Source organism: Micromonospora rosaria, assembly GCF_001567585.1.
Lineage (GTDB): Bacteria > Actinomycetota > Actinomycetes > Mycobacteriales > Micromonosporaceae > Micromonospora > Micromonospora rosaria.
Map to the genome: position 1 here is coordinate 1 of NZ_LRQV01000023.1, position 15,803 is coordinate 15,803.

Consider the following 15,803-nt stretch of genomic DNA (forward strand, 5'->3'; position numbering starts at 1 on the left):
GAGAGAATGTCTCAACTCCTCACCGTTGCAACCACCGCTTGAGACCGCCAGAGGGGCCGAAATCTTCCAAGGTCCTTTTTGCTGGGGCAATCTGACCCGTACGACGAGGATGACCAACTCGTGGTCGACGATGCTGTGCGGCGATTGCCAGCCGCCAACTTACAGCTCAAGATCCCGCTTTGCCTGCTCCCACGAGATGCCGGCCTCGTCCCCGCTACGACGCGCCAGGACGGTACCGCCGATCGCGGCGTCAGCCGCATCCTCGATCCCGGACAGGGTGCGCTCGATGGACTGGCGCATCGTCTCGCGGGTCCGCTCGTCCTCGTCTGCCACGGCTGCCCACATCCGTCGACACGCCGCGACGACCTGACTCTCCTGCCGATCCCAGAACGCCTCGACCTCATCGAGGTCACTCTGCTCCGCCACCGCCGTCGGCACGACTGCGGCAACCCGCCGCCCTCTGCGGGTGAGGTAGACGACCTTGCCGGATGCTACGCCGCGCCGGCAGGAATTGGGGTCAGGGCTTGCGGAGCCAGGTGGCCGGGTCGGTGACGAAGACGCCCTTGCCCTGGTACCGCTCGACGACCTCCAGCGCTTCGAGCCGGATGTAGACCTGCCTGATCGTCGACGCGCCGACCTTGTGCAGCACGCAGAGTTGGGCGATCGAGGGCAGCTTGTCGCCCGGTTTCAGCTTTCCGCTGCGAACGTCGTCCATGATCGCGTTCGAGACTCGCAGGTAATCCGGCAATGCAGGCATGGCACTCCTCGCGTGGCACCCCGGATTCGATCACGCGAACGGCAACCCGACAAGTAGCCGTGAAGACACGGTCACCATCTGTTGACTAGAGCGCCATCCGCGCATAAGTTGACCCACGAGCGCTCCTCGCGTGGCAACGGGCAGGGCTCACCTCCCGGCCGGGGCGGGTCCACCGTGGCCCGTCCCGGCCCCGACCAGCACCCGGGCACGAGCCATCGGCGAAAGGCGGTCAACGATGCGCGACCCGTTCCGGTTCCTCGGAGGACGGCCCCGGGCCGCCACCCAGGGCAGTCGGTCGTGACCGGGCCGGCGAGCCACGACCTGGACTGCTCCCGGTACGTCGTCCACCTCACCGTACGGGTGGCGGACGTCGCCGCCGCGCACCTGTTCGCCCGCGCGGTCACCCGTTCCCTGTCGTTCCTGCCGGAACTGGTGCTGGGCGAGACGACGGTCTCCGTGGAGGGCGCGCCCAGCAACCAGCAGCAGGTCTTCTGCGACCGGCTGCTGGGCAACGGTCGCCGCTGTCTGCTCCGCCCGGAGCACCACGGCGACTGCGCCCGCCGTCTCCGCCGCTGATCCGACACGCGTCCCACCGCCCCAATCCGGTCGCCGGGGCGGTGGCCGGTGGGGTCAGAAACGCCCGCCACCGCCCCGGCGACCACCGCCGCCCCCGCCGCCGCTGCGCCGGCCGCTCGAACCGCTGGACCGGCGCACGCTGGAGCCACCGCTGCGGTAACCGCCACTGCGCCGGGAACGGCTGCTGCTTCCGCCGTACCCGCCGCTCCACCCACCGCCGGACGAGCCACCGGAGAGGATGCCGCCGATCAGAGCGCCCAGGAACGCCTCCGCACCGGCCCCGGACCCGGAGCCGCCGGTCGGTCCGGCGAACCCGCCGTGGGACCAGGCGTCCACGTCGGACCGGGCGGCCCGGCTGGCCCAGCCGGCGAGCTTGGCCGCCTCCTGCGCGGCGGCCAGGGCGGTCACCGGGTCGGCCTCGGCGAGCGCCCGCGCCCGGTCCAGGTGCTGACCGGCGTCGGCCAGCCAGACCCGGGGCTGCTGGCCGACGGCGGCCCGCCGGGTGTGCACGAACCGGCTGGCCGCGTCGATCTCGGCCGCCGCCACCTGGATGCTCCGGCCGAGCAGGGCCTGCGCCCGCGCCACCCGCTGCGCGGCCTCGATCGAGGTGGCCAGGGCCCGGTCCAGGACGGCGTCCGCCGCCTCCAGCCGATGCAGGGCCGCCTGCGGGTCCGTGGTCGGCCGGGCGAACTCCGCGCGGACGGCCGTGGTCACCCGTTCCGCCTCGGCGACGGCGGCGGCCAGTTCCGTCCGCCCCTCCGCCGGCACCGGCCCGCCAGCCGGCGCACCCGGCACCGGCCCGCCAGCCGGCGCACCCGGCACCGCGCCGGCGCCCGGCGTACCCGGCACCCCGGCCGGCGGGAGCGGGGTGCCGGAGAGGAGGGCGCGGCCCTGGGCGATCTCGGTGTCCAGTTCGGTGAGCAGGGCGTCGGCGGCCTCGCGGGCGGCGGTCAGGTCGCCGTCGAGCCGCTCGACCCCGCTCAGCAGCGTGTCGACCTGCCCCAACGCCTCCTCGGCGGTGCGGACCCCGACGGCGGCCCGGGGCAGCGCCTGCTGCCCGGCGGCGGCCTCGGCCTCGGCGAGCGTGGCGGCGGCGAAGGCCAGCCGTTCCCGGGCCGCGTCCACGTCACCGGCCACGGTGGTCAGGGCGGACCCGGCGTACCGCTGGCGGAGCTGGGTCATGGTCGCGTCGGCCTGCTCCGTGCGCTGCTGGAGCGTGGTGCGGCGGGCCGTCAGGTCGGTCAGGAACTCGGTCACCCGGGGCTCGATGGCCCGGAGCCGCTCGAACGCCTCCGCCTCGGCGTCGAGCCGCTGGTCCGCGCGCTCGCAGCGCTCGACAATCTCCAGCAGCCGCTGCCGGCGGGTGGCGTCGTCGACGGTCTCCTGGTCCAGGCTGATCCGCAGCCGGAACGCCTCGGCCAGGTCCTGCCGCGCCGAGACCAGGGCGGCGGTGAAGGCGGCGGTCGCCTCCGCGCCGTACTGCCCGGTGGCCAGGGCGAGTTCCTGCTCGCTGGCGCGCAGCTCGTTGTCCAGGTCGACGAGGAGCCCGTTCGCCTTCGCCGCGATCTCCTCGGTCCGGGCGCGGGCCAGCTCGGCCGCCGCCCGCGCCTCCTTCCGGCGTCGGTGCCGGGGCCACCACCAGAGCGCCACCAGCACGGCGGCCAGCAGGAGCAGGGGTACGAGCACCTTCGCCGCCGAGCCGGCCCGCTCACCGCTCGACGGGGTGTCCGGCGGGCCGGGCTGGATCGCCGGCTGCGGAACGCTGCGCCCCTCGCTCGCCGCCTGGTACCCCTGGGCCGCCCCGATCACCGCTGCGGCCCAGTCGTTCGCGCCGAGCGGGGGCTCGATCGCCACCCGGGCCACCTCGTCGAGCTGGCCGTCGGTGAGCGGGTAGTCCTGGGCGAAGGAGTACGCGTACGACCGGTCCCGGGTAGCGATGGCCAGCAGCGCGTCCCGGTCGCCGAGGTCGCTGCGGGTGGCGGTCTCGTCGGCCCAGTTCTGCGCGCTCCGGCCGCTGAAGGTGTGCACGAAGACCACGAAGAGCTGGAGCCCGGTGCGCTGGCGCAGCTCGGTGAGGGCCTGCTGGGCCGCGTCGCGCCGGTCGCCGAGCACGCCCGCCTCGTCGACGAGTTGGCTGTCGAGTCGCATCGGCCGCTCGGCCAGCACCTGCGCGACCGGGACGCGGTCGGTCGACGCCCGGGTGGCCGCCGCCGGCCCGGCGAGCGTGGTCGTGCCGAGGATCAGGACGCCCACCAGTACGGCCGCGCGACGCAACATCACCATCGCCCCAGGCTAAACGCCCTGATCAAACCCCCCGTCCCCCGCCTCCCACCGCTTCGCCGCCCCGACGGCTCGGGCCGGTCACCCCCGAGGGGACGACCGGCCCGAGCCGACGTACGTGGTGAGAAGGGAACCCTGCTCTACCGCAGGCGTTAACAGGGGGCCCTTCCTTACACCTCAGGCGACCGTGACGGTCACCTCGTTGATGCCCCGGTCGGCGGTGACGGCGCTGTCGCCGTTGCCGTGCCGGGAGAGCGCCCGCAGGGTCCAGGCGCCCGGCGCGGCGAAGAACCGGAACTGGCCGGCCGGGGAGGTCACCACCTCGGCGGTGAACTCGCCGGTGGAGTCGAGCAGGCGGACGTACGCGCCCGGCACGACCTCACCGGACTCGGCCCGGACCACGCCGGTGATGACGGTTTCCTTCTCCAGGTCGAGGCTGGCGGGCAGCGGCGCGGCCTGGTCGGGCGCGGCGCAGCCGGCGGCGGTGGGAGCAGTCATGGCGATCACGCCTTCCCGGGCTCGTCACCGAGCGCGACCGGCACGCCGACGAGCGAGCCGTACTCGGTCCAGGAGCCGTCGTAGTTCTTCACGTTCTGGTGACCGAGCAGCTCCTGGAGCACGAACCAGGTGTGCGAGGAGCGCTCGCCGATCCGGCAGTACGCGATGGTCTCCTTGCCGTCGTCCAGCCCGGCCTCGCCGTAGATCTTGCGAAGCTCGTCGTCGGACTTGAAGGTGCCGTCCTCGTTGGCGGCCTTGGACCACGGCACGCTGATCGCGGTGGGCACGTGGCCGGCCCGCTGGGCCTGCTCCTGCGGCAGGTGGGCGGGGGCGAGCAGCCGGCCGGCGTACTCGTCGGGGCTGCGCACGTCGACCAGGTTCTTCACGCCGATGGCGGGGACGATCTCGTCCCGGAAGGCGCGGATGCTGTTGTCCGGCTCGCTGGCGACGTACTGGGTGGCCGGGCGGGTCACCGCGTCGGTGACCAGGGGCCGGGCGTCCAGCTCCCACTTCTTGCGACCGCCGTCGAGCAGCTTGACGTCCTGGTGGCCGTAGAGCTTGAAGTACCAGTACGCGTACGCGGCGAACCAGTTGTTGTTGCCGCCGTAGAGCACGACGGTGTCGTCGTTGCCGATGCCCCGGGCGGACAGGAGCGCCTCGAACTGCTCCTTGTTGACGAAGTCCCGACGCACCGGGTCCTGCAGGTCGGTCTTCCAGTCCAGCTTGATGGCCCCGGCGATGTGGCCGGTGTCGTAGGCCGAGGTGTCCTCGTCGACCTCGACGAAGACGACGCCCGGGGCGTCGAGGTTCTTCTCGGCCCACTCGGCCGAGACGAGTGCGGTGTCGCGACTCATCAGATCACTCCCTGGTGAGGATGGATGGTGAGCCAGCGCGCGGAGGGCATCGGGTGTTGTGGTCGCACCACGCGCGGGACCCATGGGACGGACGGATCACGGGTTCGTGCGACGGCGCCGCTGCCGGGCGTATTGGGAGGCATCAGAGGGTACGCGGACCCTGCGTGCCGGATGGTCGCTAGGCGACCAGGGACAGCCCCGCCGTCAGATGACGGGGCGACACAGGCAGGTGGCCACGCGGCACAGGTCGACCGCGCGCCGTTTGGTGAGGAGCGTCCCCATGGGCAGGGAGCCTACCAGCCACCGCCCCGAACGCCAGGTGACCGACCAGCATCCGAGACGCCTCGGCCGAGCCCGACCGGTCGACCGGTCGGGCTCTCAGCCGGCCGCCTGGTTGATCGGCACGTCCCGCGCGTCGGCGGTGACGGCCAGCCCGCCGGGCAGCGGCCGGACCTCGCGGACGGTCAACTGGAACGGCAGTTCGGGCAGCGGCACGTCGATGGAGATCCCCTGGGCCCAGTTGTTGAGCAGGGTACGGGCCAGCGGCACGGCGGGCAGCCCTTCGGCGTCCACCTCGTCGACCTTGAGCGCGACCTGCCCCTGCTCGCTCACCGTCACCTCGGCGGTGCCGCTGACGGTGAGCTGCTGGCCGAGGATGTCCACCGGGGCGGTGACGGCGAGCCGGCCGTCCCGCTCGCCGAGCTTGAGGCCCGGCCGGTCGAGCAGCGCGGCGAGGCTGTCGTAGCTGATCGTGCCGGTGCCGTCGACGGTCTCGGCGACCACGTCGCCCTGCCCGGAGCGCAGCGTGTCCAGCGACGCCCGGACGTTACGCGCGTCGATGTCGAGGGCGGGCAGGTTGACCGCGTTGCCCTGGACCGAGCCGCGCACGTCGCGCAGCCGGATGGTGATCCGGTCGTACCGCCCGGCGACCACCTGGTTGAGGAAGGGGAAGCCGCCGACCTGCACCTCCGGCGGCGCCGACTCGACCTGCTGCCGGGCCACCTCCTGGCGGACCTGGTCGGCGATGGCGCGCTCGGCCACGGCGACCGCCACCCGGTCGGCGACCACCGCCAGCCCGCCGAGGACCAGCAGCAGGACGACGAGGGTGACGAGCACCTTGCGTCCGCGTCGCCGGGGCCGTCCCTCGTTCGCCGGGTAGCTCTCCGCCACGCCGCCTCCTGTCCGCTGCTCGTCCTGGGAACGTCCGTTCCCGGGGGCCGCTCTGCCGGTGGCCCCGGGTCGCCGCCGGGATTACCCGGTGCGAGGAAATCTCAATCTGCGGCTCAGAGCAACAACAGACACATCGGGTACGCGGCCGCCGCCGCCGTGGCGAAGCCACCGAGCGGCCCCTGGAGGTGCCGGGCGATCCACATGGTGGGCGGTTCCCCGGCCATCAGCCGACCCGCCTCGGCGTACCCGACGGCGAGGTCGGTCAGCACGGCGCTGACCGCCGCGAGCAGCCCGATCAGGGCGGCCCGGGTGGGCGTGAACGGGGCGACCAGGTAGCTGCCGAAGACCGCGCTGGCCAGCGTGCCGACCATCGCGCCGGCGACCACGCCGGCCGCGCCCCGGGGCACCTGCGGGGCCAGCCGGGGCCAGGGCAGCACCGCGTCGGTCAGCCGGGCCACGGTGAGCGCCACGCCGGCGGCGGCCAGGCAGACGGTGACCGCCTGGGTACCGGCCGGGATCCGGCCGAGGACCAGCAGGCCGGCGAAGGCCACCACGCCGAGTACGGTCAGCAGGGTGGCCCCGAGCGAGTCGGTGACCCGCCGCCGGTCCACCCGACGGACGAGTTGACCGAGGACGGCGAGGACGAAGCCCCCGACGGCGGCGTACCCCAGGGGGCCCGCGCCGGCCTCGGCGGAGCGGACGGCGGCGACGTCGGCGACCACCCCGGCCCCGGCGCTGACCACGGCGACCACCAGCAGCGCGGGCGGGCGGGCCGCCATCGTCCAGGCCAGGATGAACAGGATCTGCACGCCGAGCACGATGACCGCGAAGGGCAGCCGGTGCCCGGGGCCGGCGGTCTGCGCGCCGAGCACCAGGCCGAGGCAGAGCAGCGCGGCGAAGCCGGCGACGGCGAGCGCGAGCGGCGGGCGCACCTCGACCGGGGGCTCGTCCTCCTCGTCCTCGACCGCGTCCACCTCGTCGTCCGGGCGGCGCGCGGGCTCACCGCTCTTGCGGAACCGGCGGGGCCGGCCCCGTCCCCGCCGCTCCCCGGTGTCGTCGGGTCCGGTCCGTGGTGCGGGGGCCCGGTCGGACCGGTCCGCGTCGTCGTCGGCCCACGGGTCACGTCCGGTCTCGGGCGGGGTGGAGGGATACACGCCCCGATCGTGCCAGACCGGGCGGCAGATCCGGGGAACACGGTTTCGGCCAGGTTAAAACCTGATCCGCAATTTGGGGTTAAGGGTGACGAACGGGATAAGGGGGGATGGCCAGGCAGAGGTCATCGGTTAGGCTCGACAGCACTTACCCGCCCGCCAGCGACGCCGGGACCAGACGTCAGATCCTGACGCCGGGCCAACGTCAGTTCTCAGCGGTGCATCCCACCGGACGCCGCTGGTCGCGCGCGGCTAGTGGCCGCCGGGACGGAGGTGATCGTGTGGAGATCCTGCTGCTGGTGACCGCACGCGCAGGCGAACCATCCGCGGTGCTGCCCGCGCTGGACCTGCTGCCACACTCGGTGCGCACCGCGCCCCGCGACGTGCGCACCCTGGTCGCCGGGCCGAGCCCGGACGCCGTCCTGGTCGACGCCCGCTCCGAGCTGAGCGAGGCCCGCGCGACCTGCCGGATGCTGCACGCCACCGGGCTCGGGGTGCCGCTGGTCGCGGTGGTCACCGAGGCCGGGCTGATCGCGCTCAACGCGGACTGGGGCGTCGACGACGTCATCCTCGCCTCCGCCGGCCCGGCCGAGGTGGAGGCCCGGCTGCGGCTGGCGGTCGGCCGGCTGAGCAACGCCACCTCGGGTGCCGGCGGCTCGATCCGGGCCGGCGAGCTGACCATCGACCCGGACACCTACGCCGCCCGACTCAAGGGCCGCCCGCTCGACCTCACGTACAAGGAGTTCGAGCTGCTGAAGTTCCTCGCCCAGCACCCGGGCCGGGTCTTCACCCGCGACCAGCTCCTGCGCGAGGTCTGGGGCTACGACTACTTCGGTGGCACCCGTACGGTCGACGTGCACGTCCGGCGGCTGCGCGCCAAGCTCGGCTCGGAGTACGAGTCGATGATCGGCACGGTCCGCCAGGTGGGGTACAAGTTCGTCGTGCCGCCGTCGCGGTCGCTGCCGGACACGGAGAGCACCCCCATCCCCGTCTGATCCGCCGATCCGGTAGTTGTTCGTATTCGCCCGTTTCGCCCCACTGATCGGTCATATCCTGAGTGCCGGATTCGGCAGGAGGGGGCGACGGTGGCTGCGTCGACGGGGGACACGACAACCGCGTACACCACGTCGGTCGCGGCGGCCGGACCGGCCGCCCCGGCCGCCGGGCACGTCGCACCGGCCGGGCGCCCGGGACGGGACCGCTGATGCGCTCCACCCTGGCCGGGCGGACCGCCGTCCTGGTCACCCTGGTCGTGGTCGCGCTGCTGGGCTCCGCGTACGCGCTCGGTCGCAGCCTGGTCAGCGACCCGGCCGGGCACCCCCCGTCCGGGCTGGGCACCACCTCGCTCACCGGCCCCCAGTACGCCGACCAGGCCCCGTTCCCCGGTACCGGCGTCCCCTCCCCCAGCGCGTCGAGCGAGTCGAGCGCGTCGAGCGAATCGACCCAGGACGCCGACCCGCAGCAGCCCGCCGGCGGGGGCCCGTACGGCACCCAGATCACCACCGGAACCACCGAGGTGGCCCTCACCTTCGACGACGGGCCCGACCCGCGCTACACCCCGCAGGCGCTCGACGTGCTCCGCGAGCACCAGATCAAGGCCACCTTCTGCGTGGTCGGGGAGAACGCGCGCGACCATCCGGACCTGATCCGGGCCATCGTGGCCGACGGGCACACCCTGTGCAACCACTCCTGGAACCACGACACCCTGCTCGGCAAGCGCTCCCCGGACGTCATCCGGGCCGACCTGATCCGGACCAGCCAGGCGATCCGGGCGGCGGCGCCGGACGCCCCGGTCGTCTGGTTCCGGCAACCCGGCGGCGCCTGGACGTACCCGGTGGTGTCGGTGGCCCGGGAACTCGGCATGACCCCGCTGCACTGGAACGTCGACCCGTCGGACTGGCGGGCCCCGGGCGCGCAACGGATCGCCACCGTCCTCGACACCTACGTCGGGCCCGGTGCGGTCGTGCTGCTGCACGACGCCGGGGGCAACCGGCAGGGCACCATCGACGCCCTCCGGTACGTGCTGCCCGAGCTGACCGGCCGGTACCACTTCGACGCGCTCCCCACCGGGGCCACCTGAGGACTACGGTGGCGGGGTGAGCAGCACCGCGCCGACCGCAGACCAGGTGACCCGGGCCGACCGGCTCTCCGCCACCGAGACCACCGAGGTGCTCGCGCTGGCGCGGGCCGCCGGCGACAGCGACGGCGCGGACCCGCTGGACGAACACGTCCTGCTCCGGCTGCGGGACGCCGACGCGCCGGCCGTGCACCTCACCGCCCGCGCTCCCGACGGCACCCTGACCGGGTACGCCCACCTGGACACCACGGACGTCGCCACCGGGACCGGGGTGGAACTGGCCGTCCACCCGGGGCACCGGCGGCGGGGCACCGGCCGGGCGCTGGCCCGGGGGGTGCTGGCGGCGGCGACCGGGCCGCTGCGGGCCTGGGCGCACGGGGACCATCCCTCTGCCGCCGCGCTCGCCGTCGACCTCGGCTTCACCCGGGCGCGGGTGCTCTGGCAACTGCGCCGGCCCCTGACCGCCCCGGTGGACCCGCCGCGCCTGCCGGAGGGGGTGACGCTGCGCGCGTTCCGCCCCGGTCAGGACGACGCCGACTGGCTGGCGCTCAACGCACGGGCCTTCGCCGACCACCCGGAGCAGGGCCGCTGGACCGAGGCGGACCTGCGGGCACGGCTCGCCGAGCCGTGGTTCGACGCGGCCGGTTTCCTGCTCGCCGTCGACACCACCGGGAGGCTGCTCGGCTTCCACTGGACCAAGGTGCACGAGCGCCCCGGCTCGGCCCGCACCGGCGAGGTGTACGTGGTGGGCGTCGACCCGGCGGCGCACGGCGGCGGGCTCGGTCGGGCGCTGACCAGCGCCGGCCTGGCGTACCTGCGGGACCGGCGCGGCCTGGACCGGGTGATGCTCTACGTCGACGAGTCGAACACCGCCGCCGTCGCCCTGTACGAGCGGCTCGGCTTCGCCCGCTGGGCGGCGCACGTCAACTACCACCTCGGCTGACGGGGCGGCCCGGCCAGCCGGGACGGCCACCCGGGACGGTCAGCCGGGGCGGGGCGGGGTCGACCCCCGGTCGCCACGTACCTGCCGCCACCGGCGGGCCTGCTCCGGGCTCACCCAGTAGAAGGTGCCGGTCTCGCCGTCCAGCGAACTGGGCACGTACCGGTTGAGCGGCAGCCCCAGGTCGCGGTAGGCCGGGTGGGACCGCAGCATCCGGCTCACCCCGGCCAGCGCCCCGCCGAGCCGGTGCCGGGGCACCGCGATGGCCGCGCAGACCTCCTCCGCCGAGAACCACTCGCCGGGCCGGGTCGCCAGCAGGTCGAGCATCCGCAGCACGGTGTCGTGGCTCTTGGAGCGCCCCCGGGCGAACCGGCTCAGCTCCGGCGTCGGCCACTCCACGGCCTCCGGCGGTCGGGGGCGTGGTTGCCGGGGCGCCGGCCGCGCCTCGCCACCCCAGCCGTCCAGCTCGGCCAGGAGCGCGGCGACGTGCGGCACGTACGCCGCCGGCACGGCGATGTGCACCAGCTCGGAATCCGCATCGTCGACGGACACATCGCCTTCCCTCGGCAGACGGCCTCCCGGCCGGACCGGCCCATCCTGGTGTTCGCCCCCGTTGCCGGGGTGGATCGGAGCGGTCAGCCGAAGCGGCCGGTGATGTAGTCCTCGGTCCGCTTGTCCCCCGGGTTGGTGAAGATCCGCGAGGTCTGGTCGAACTCCACCAGCCGGCCGTGCCGCACCTGCTTCTCGTCCACCTCGGCGGTGAAGAACGCGGTGTAGTGGCTCACCCGCGCGGCCTGCTGCATGTTGTGCGTGACGATGACGATGGTGTACGACTTCGACAGCTCGTACATCAGGTCCTCGATCTTGCTGGTGGCGATCGGGTCGAGGGCCGAGCAGGGCTCGTCCATCAGGATCACGTCCGGCTTCACCGCGATCGTCCGGGCGATGCAGAGCCGCTGCTGCTGGCCGCCGGAGAGGGCCAGGCCGCTGGTCTTCAGCTTGTCCTTGACCTCGTCCCAGAGGGCGGCGCCGGTCAGGGCCTCCTCGACGTGGTCGTCGAGCTTGCCCTTGATCCCGTTGATCCGCAGCCCGTACGCCACGTTGTCGTAGATCGACTTGGGGAACGGGTTCGGCTTCTGGAAGACCATGCCGATCCGGCGGCGGACCTGGATCGGGTCCACGTCCTTGGCGTAGATGTCCTGCCCGTGGTACGTGACCGAGCCGGTGACCCGGGCCCCGGCGATCAGGTCGTTCATCCGGTTCAGCGACCGCAGGATGGTGGACTTGCCGCAGCCCGAGGGGCCGATCATGGCGGTGATCTGGTTCTGCCGGATCGGCATGGAGGTGCCCCGGACGGCCTCGTAGCTGCCGTAGTGGACGCTGACGTCCGCCAGGTTCATCACCGTGGTGGCGGCCCCGTCCGGGGTGTCCACCCCGGCGTCGTTCCAGCCGGCGGAGGGTGCGCTGACGGAGACCGAGGGGTGCGAGGTCACGGTGCCGGCGGGGGTGTTCGCAGTAGGCATGGTTCAGCGCTCCTTCAGGGCGAAGCGGTTGGCGATGACGCGGGAGACGATCGTGAAGAGGACCACGATCACGATCAGGGTCAGGGCCGCTCCCCAGGCCCGGTCCTGGGCACCGACGAAGGGCTGGCTGGCGTTGCGGAAGATCTGCGCCGGCAGCGCCGTGTTCGACCCGTCGAACAGGTTGGTGTTGGTGGAGAAGACGATGCCGGTCACGATGACGATCGGGGCGGTCTCGCCGGCCGCGCGGGCCACCGCCAGCAGGGCGCCACTGGTGATGCCGGAGATGGCGGCGGGCAGCACCACGGTCAGGATGGTCCGCCACTTGCGGGCCCCCAGGGCCAGGCTGGCCTGGCGCAGCTCGTCGGGGACCAGGCGGAGCATCTCCTCGCTGCTGCGGATCACCACCGGGAGCATCAGGCAGGCCAGCGCCAGGGACCCGGCGAAGCCGGTGAACCGGCCGACCACCAGCACCCAGGAGATGTAGATGAACAGGCCCATCACGATCGAGGGCACGCCGGTCATCACGTCGGCCATCAGCCGGATGGTCCGGGCCAGCGGCTTCTGCTTGCCGTACTCGTTGAGGTAGATCGCGCCGAAGACCCCGAGCGGGATGGCCATCAGGGAGGCCATGCCGGTGATCAGCAGGGTGCCAACGATCGCCGGACCCATGCCCGGCCCCTCCCGACGGTACGAGTTGGGGATGTCGGCGTTGAGGAAGTCCAGGCTCATCACCCCGGCTCCCCGGTTGAGCACCGTCCAGATGACCAGCCCCAGCGGGATCACCGCCAGGAGCAGGGCCAAATGGATGCTGCCGGAGGCGACGTGGTTGACCACCCGCCGACGCATCGACAGGGCGCCCCGGCTCAGGTCCGGTGCGCCCTGGCCACGACCGGTGGCGGGCGGAGTCGCGGTGGTGGTCACGCCACCCCTCCCCTCATCCTGGCCTCCGCCCGGCGGACGATCCGCTGGGCGGCCAGGTTGATCAGTACGGTCATCCCGAAGAGCACCACGCCGAGCCCGATCAGGGCCGCGGTGTAGGTGCCGGTCGACTCGCCGAACTGCTGGACGATGACGGCGGCCATGGTGTTACCGGGCTCGAACAGGTTGGCGGAGAGGTTGGTGGAGCCGCCGACGACCAGCGCGACGGCGATCGTCTCCCCCATCGCCCGGCCGAGGCCGAGCATCACGGCCCCGGTGATCCCGCCGAAGCTGTGCGGGAAGACGGCCCCCCGGATCATCTCCCAGCGGGTGGCCCCCAGCGCCAGGGCGGCGTCCTTGTCCGCCTGCGGGACGGTCCCGAAGACCTCCCGGCAGATGGAGGTGATGATCGGGGTGACCATGATGGCCAGGATCAGCCCGGCGGTCATGAAGTTCCGGCCGCTGGCCGCCTCGCCGAAGATGGTGCCGAGCACCGGGACGCCGGAGAAGACGTCGTGCACCCCCCGGTAGAAGTCGACCAGGATCGGGGCGAGCACCAACACCCCCCAGAGCCCGAAGACCACCGAGGGTACGGCGGCGAGCAGGTCGATCACCGTGATCGCCGAGCCGCGCAGCCGGCGCGGGGCCAGCTCGGTGATGAACAGGGCGATCCCGATGGAGACCGGGACCGCGATGAGCAGCGCGATCAGCGAGGTGACCGCGGTGCCGTACATGAAGGAGAGGGCTCCGAAGATCGGGGCGCCCTCGGCGGGGTTGGGGTCCCAGGTGCGTTCGGTGACGTACCGGAAGCCCATCTCCACGAAGGCCGGCCAGGCCTCCCGCACGGTGGTGATCAGGATGAGGGCGAGGATCCCCAGCACCAGCAGGCCGGTGCCGAGGGTCCACCACGAGAAGGCGCGGTCGGCCAGCAGGCCGCCCTTCTGGGGGGCCAGGCTGGGCCGGGTCTCGGGTTTGTTCTCTGTCAGGGTCACCTTGTCTCCAGCGGCTCCGGCTACCCGTGCGGGGACGGGATCTCCTCGATCCCGTCCCCGTGCGGTGTCGCCAACGCGATCTCGGTCCTGATCAGCCCTGGATCTTGTCGACCTGGGCGAGCGCCTTCTCCTTCAGCGACGCCGGCAGCGGCGCGAAGTCGATCTCCTTGGCCAGGTCCTGGCCGTCGTTGAGCAGGTACTTCACGAAGCCCTTGACCAGCTCGGCCTTGGCCGGGTCGTCGTAGCTGGTCTTCACCAGCAGGAAGGTCGGGGCGGTGATCGGGTACGCGCTGGCCCCGGCGGCGTCGAGGGGGTTGTAGCTCAGGTCCTCGGCGACCTCGGCGCCCTCCAGGCCGGAGGTGGTGCCCTCGATCGACGGCTCGACGAACTGGCCGTCCTTGTTCTTGATGGCGGCGAACTTCAGCTCGCTCGCCTTGGCGTCGCTCAGGTCGACGTAGCCGATGCCACCGTCGGCCTGCTTGACGATCTGCGCCACGCCGGTGTTCTTCTCGCCACCCTGGGTGTTCGAGGGCCAGTTCACCGTGTCACCGCTGCCCAGCTTCCAGGTGTTCGGAGCGGCGGCGGCGAGGTACTTGGTGAAGTTGTTGGTGGTGCCGGAGCCGTCGGACCGGTGCGCCACGGTGATCGGGGTGGCCGGCAGGGTCACGCCCGGGTTGTCGGCCGCGATGGCCGGGTCGTTCCAGGTCTTGATCTCGGCCTGGAAGATCTTGGCCAGGGTGTCCGCGCTGAGCTGGAGCTTGTCCACGCCCTGGAGGTTGTAGCTGACCGTGATCGGGGCGGCGACGGTCGGCACGTACAGGTAGGAGCCGGCGGCGACCCCGTCGGTGTCCTTCACCAGGCTGTCCGTGCCCGCGAAGTCGGTCAGGCCCTCGCCGAACTGCTTCTTGCCGGTGCCGGAGCCGGTGGCGTTGTAGTTGACGGTCACGTTGGGCGCGACTTCCTTGAAGGCCGTGATGACCTCCTGGTAGTACGCGTCGGGGAAGCTTGCGCCGGAAGCCTTCAGCTCACCGGAAAGGCTGGCGTACTCGCCGCCGGCGTTGTTGCCGGAGCCCGGGGTGTCGCTGTCGCTGTCGCTGGTGCCACAGCCAGTAAGTGCGAGCGCGGCAAGCGCTACGCCGGCGAGGACGCGCCGCGAGAGCACGTTGCGGTTCACCTCAGAATTGCCTCTCTCTAGGGGTTGTCCGGCCATCCCGACCTGACGACGCCGACGCTAGGAGTGGCAGGTAGCCGGCTTCCCGGCACTTGGTGAACCACAGGTGAACAGGTTCCGGAAAGAAGATTGCCGCGAGCTGAGGCTGGAATGTCCGAAAGATGAACGCACTGACACGTGTGTCCACCTCGGGTTCCCGCGCCGGTCTCCGCCCCGGGGCGACGCTCAGCGGCTGCCGAGGACCAGGTAGGCGACCTGGCGGGCGACACCAACCGCGTGGTCGGCGAAGCGTTCGTAGTACCGGCCGAGCATCGCCACGTCGACGGCGGCGGGAATCCCGTACGGCCAGTCGTCGGTGAGCTTGGTGAACAACGAGCGTTGCAGCGCGTCCAGCACGTCGTCGTCCAGCCCGGCCTGGATCGCGTCGACCCGGTCCCGGGTCGCCAGCACCAGCGCGGCCTTGTCGGCCAGCCGGGCCGCCGCGTCGGCCATCGCCACGAAGGTGGGGCGGACCTGGGCCGGCAGCGCCGGCTCCGGGTACCGGGCCAGCGCCACACCGGCGATGTGCCCGGCGAGCGCCCCCATCCGGCGCATGTCCCCGTTCATCCGCAGCCCGGCGACGATCAGCCGCAGGTCGGAGGCGACCGGCTGGCGCCGGGCCAGCACCGCCGGCACCGACCCGTCGATCCGGTCGTGCAGTTCCCGGGCGACGGCCACCTCGGCCCGCACCGTCCGGCCCGCCTCCGCGTCGACCTCCAGCAGGGCGGCGCTCGCCCGCCGGATCACCGGGCAGAGGTCGCGGCTGGCGACGGCGAGCATCCCGGCCAACTGGTCGAAGTCCGCCAGGTGCGTGTACCGGCTCATGCAGCCAGGGTAGGCCGAGATCGAGAACATCC

Annotated in this window: 18 protein-coding genes; 4 read left to right on the forward strand and 14 right to left on the reverse strand. The window is 72.7% G+C overall.

Annotated features, from left to right (window positions below):
• Positions 1-159: 159 nt before the first annotated feature.
• Both AWW66_RS34300 and AWW66_RS09235 read right to left on the reverse strand, forming a co-directional pair.
• Complete coding sequence (locus tag AWW66_RS34300; RefSeq protein ID WP_169807082.1) at positions 160-438, reverse strand: hypothetical protein; 279 nt, start codon at positions 436-438, stop codon at positions 160-162.
• Between the two features lie 79 nt (positions 439-517).
• Positions 518-757 carry a winged helix-turn-helix domain-containing protein gene (locus AWW66_RS09235; RefSeq protein ID WP_067362751.1) on the reverse strand — a complete coding sequence of 80 codons (240 nt, stop codon included), beginning with the start codon at positions 755-757 and terminating at the stop codon, positions 518-520.
• 297 nt (positions 758-1,054) lie between these two features.
• Between AWW66_RS09235 and AWW66_RS09240 the strand changes: the two genes are divergently transcribed.
• A complete protein-coding gene (locus AWW66_RS09240) occupies positions 1,055-1,333 on the forward strand; it encodes a hypothetical protein (RefSeq protein WP_245648073.1) in 279 nt (92 codons plus the stop codon).
• A 54-nt stretch (positions 1,334-1,387) separates the two neighbouring features.
• Here AWW66_RS09240 and AWW66_RS35935 read toward each other — a convergent pair whose 3' ends face one another.
• The 6 genes from AWW66_RS35935 to AWW66_RS09265 form a co-directional block, all read right to left on the reverse strand.
• A complete protein-coding gene (locus AWW66_RS35935; protein WP_281179576.1) occupies positions 1,388-3,616 on the reverse strand; it encodes a TPM domain-containing protein in 2,229 nt (742 codons plus the stop codon).
• A gap of 174 nt (positions 3,617-3,790) precedes the next feature.
• The gene (locus AWW66_RS09250; protein ID WP_067362875.1) at positions 3,791-4,111 is read right to left on the reverse strand and encodes a DUF1416 domain-containing protein; all 321 of its coding nucleotides are present in this window, start codon (positions 4,109-4,111) and stop codon (positions 3,791-3,793) included.
• Between the two features lie 5 nt (positions 4,112-4,116).
• Entirely contained in the window at positions 4,117-4,965 is an 849-nt protein-coding gene (locus AWW66_RS09255) for a sulfurtransferase (RefSeq protein WP_067362753.1), read from the reverse strand.
• A 204-nt stretch (positions 4,966-5,169) separates the two neighbouring features.
• Positions 5,170-5,247, reverse strand: a complete 78-nt coding sequence (locus tag AWW66_RS36380) for an Ms5788A family Cys-rich leader peptide (RefSeq protein ID WP_311202345.1) — start codon at positions 5,245-5,247, stop codon at positions 5,170-5,172.
• A 96-nt stretch (positions 5,248-5,343) separates the two neighbouring features.
• Positions 5,344-6,135 carry an LmeA family phospholipid-binding protein gene (locus tag AWW66_RS09260; RefSeq protein ID WP_067362756.1) on the reverse strand — a complete coding sequence of 264 codons (792 nt, stop codon included), beginning with the start codon at positions 6,133-6,135 and terminating at the stop codon, positions 5,344-5,346.
• Between the two features lie 113 nt (positions 6,136-6,248).
• Positions 6,249-7,289, reverse strand: a complete 1,041-nt coding sequence (locus tag AWW66_RS09265; RefSeq protein ID WP_067362758.1) for a hypothetical protein — start codon at positions 7,287-7,289, stop codon at positions 6,249-6,251.
• A gap of 278 nt (positions 7,290-7,567) precedes the next feature.
• On the opposite strand from AWW66_RS09265, the gene AWW66_RS09270 reads away from it, so the two are divergent.
• The 3 genes from AWW66_RS09270 (at position 7,568) to mshD (ending at position 10,306) form a co-directional block, all read left to right on the forward strand.
• Positions 7,568-8,281: a winged helix-turn-helix transcriptional regulator gene (locus AWW66_RS09270; RefSeq protein ID WP_067362761.1), complete on the forward strand. Its 714-nt coding sequence runs from the start codon at positions 7,568-7,570 to the stop codon at positions 8,279-8,281.
• 209 nt (positions 8,282-8,490) lie between these two features.
• Positions 8,491-9,366 carry a polysaccharide deacetylase family protein gene (locus tag AWW66_RS09275; RefSeq protein WP_067362764.1) on the forward strand — a complete coding sequence of 292 codons (876 nt, stop codon included), beginning with the start codon at positions 8,491-8,493 and terminating at the stop codon, positions 9,364-9,366.
• A gap of 16 nt (positions 9,367-9,382) precedes the next feature.
• The gene (mshD, locus tag AWW66_RS09280; protein ID WP_067362767.1) at positions 9,383-10,306 is read left to right on the forward strand and encodes a mycothiol synthase; all 924 of its coding nucleotides are present in this window, start codon (positions 9,383-9,385) and stop codon (positions 10,304-10,306) included.
• A gap of 39 nt (positions 10,307-10,345) precedes the next feature.
• Here the strand turns inward: mshD and AWW66_RS09285 are convergent, their stop codons facing one another.
• From AWW66_RS09285 to AWW66_RS09310, 6 genes are all read right to left on the reverse strand, one after another.
• Positions 10,346-10,855, reverse strand: a complete 510-nt coding sequence (locus tag AWW66_RS09285; protein WP_067362770.1) for a hypothetical protein — start codon at positions 10,853-10,855, stop codon at positions 10,346-10,348.
• 83 nt (positions 10,856-10,938) lie between these two features.
• The gene (pstB, locus tag AWW66_RS09290) at positions 10,939-11,826 is read right to left on the reverse strand and encodes a phosphate ABC transporter ATP-binding protein PstB (protein WP_067362773.1); all 888 of its coding nucleotides are present in this window, start codon (positions 11,824-11,826) and stop codon (positions 10,939-10,941) included.
• A 3-nt stretch (positions 11,827-11,829) separates the two neighbouring features.
• Positions 11,830-12,747 carry a phosphate ABC transporter permease PstA gene (gene pstA / locus AWW66_RS09295; protein WP_067362776.1) on the reverse strand — a complete coding sequence of 306 codons (918 nt, stop codon included), beginning with the start codon at positions 12,745-12,747 and terminating at the stop codon, positions 11,830-11,832.
• Positions 12,744-13,736: a phosphate ABC transporter permease subunit PstC gene (gene pstC, locus AWW66_RS09300; RefSeq protein WP_211271891.1), complete on the reverse strand. Its 993-nt coding sequence runs from the start codon at positions 13,734-13,736 to the stop codon at positions 12,744-12,746. Before pstC ends, pstA begins: the two co-directional genes overlap by 4 nt.
• A 91-nt stretch (positions 13,737-13,827) precedes the next feature.
• Complete coding sequence (gene pstS / locus AWW66_RS09305) at positions 13,828-14,910, reverse strand: phosphate ABC transporter substrate-binding protein PstS (protein ID WP_067362779.1); 1,083 nt, start codon at positions 14,908-14,910, stop codon at positions 13,828-13,830.
• Between the two features lie 222 nt (positions 14,911-15,132).
• Positions 15,133-15,771, reverse strand: a complete 639-nt coding sequence (locus AWW66_RS09310) for a phosphate signaling complex PhoU family protein (protein WP_067362882.1) — start codon at positions 15,769-15,771, stop codon at positions 15,133-15,135.
• Positions 15,772-15,803 lie beyond the last annotated feature (32 nt).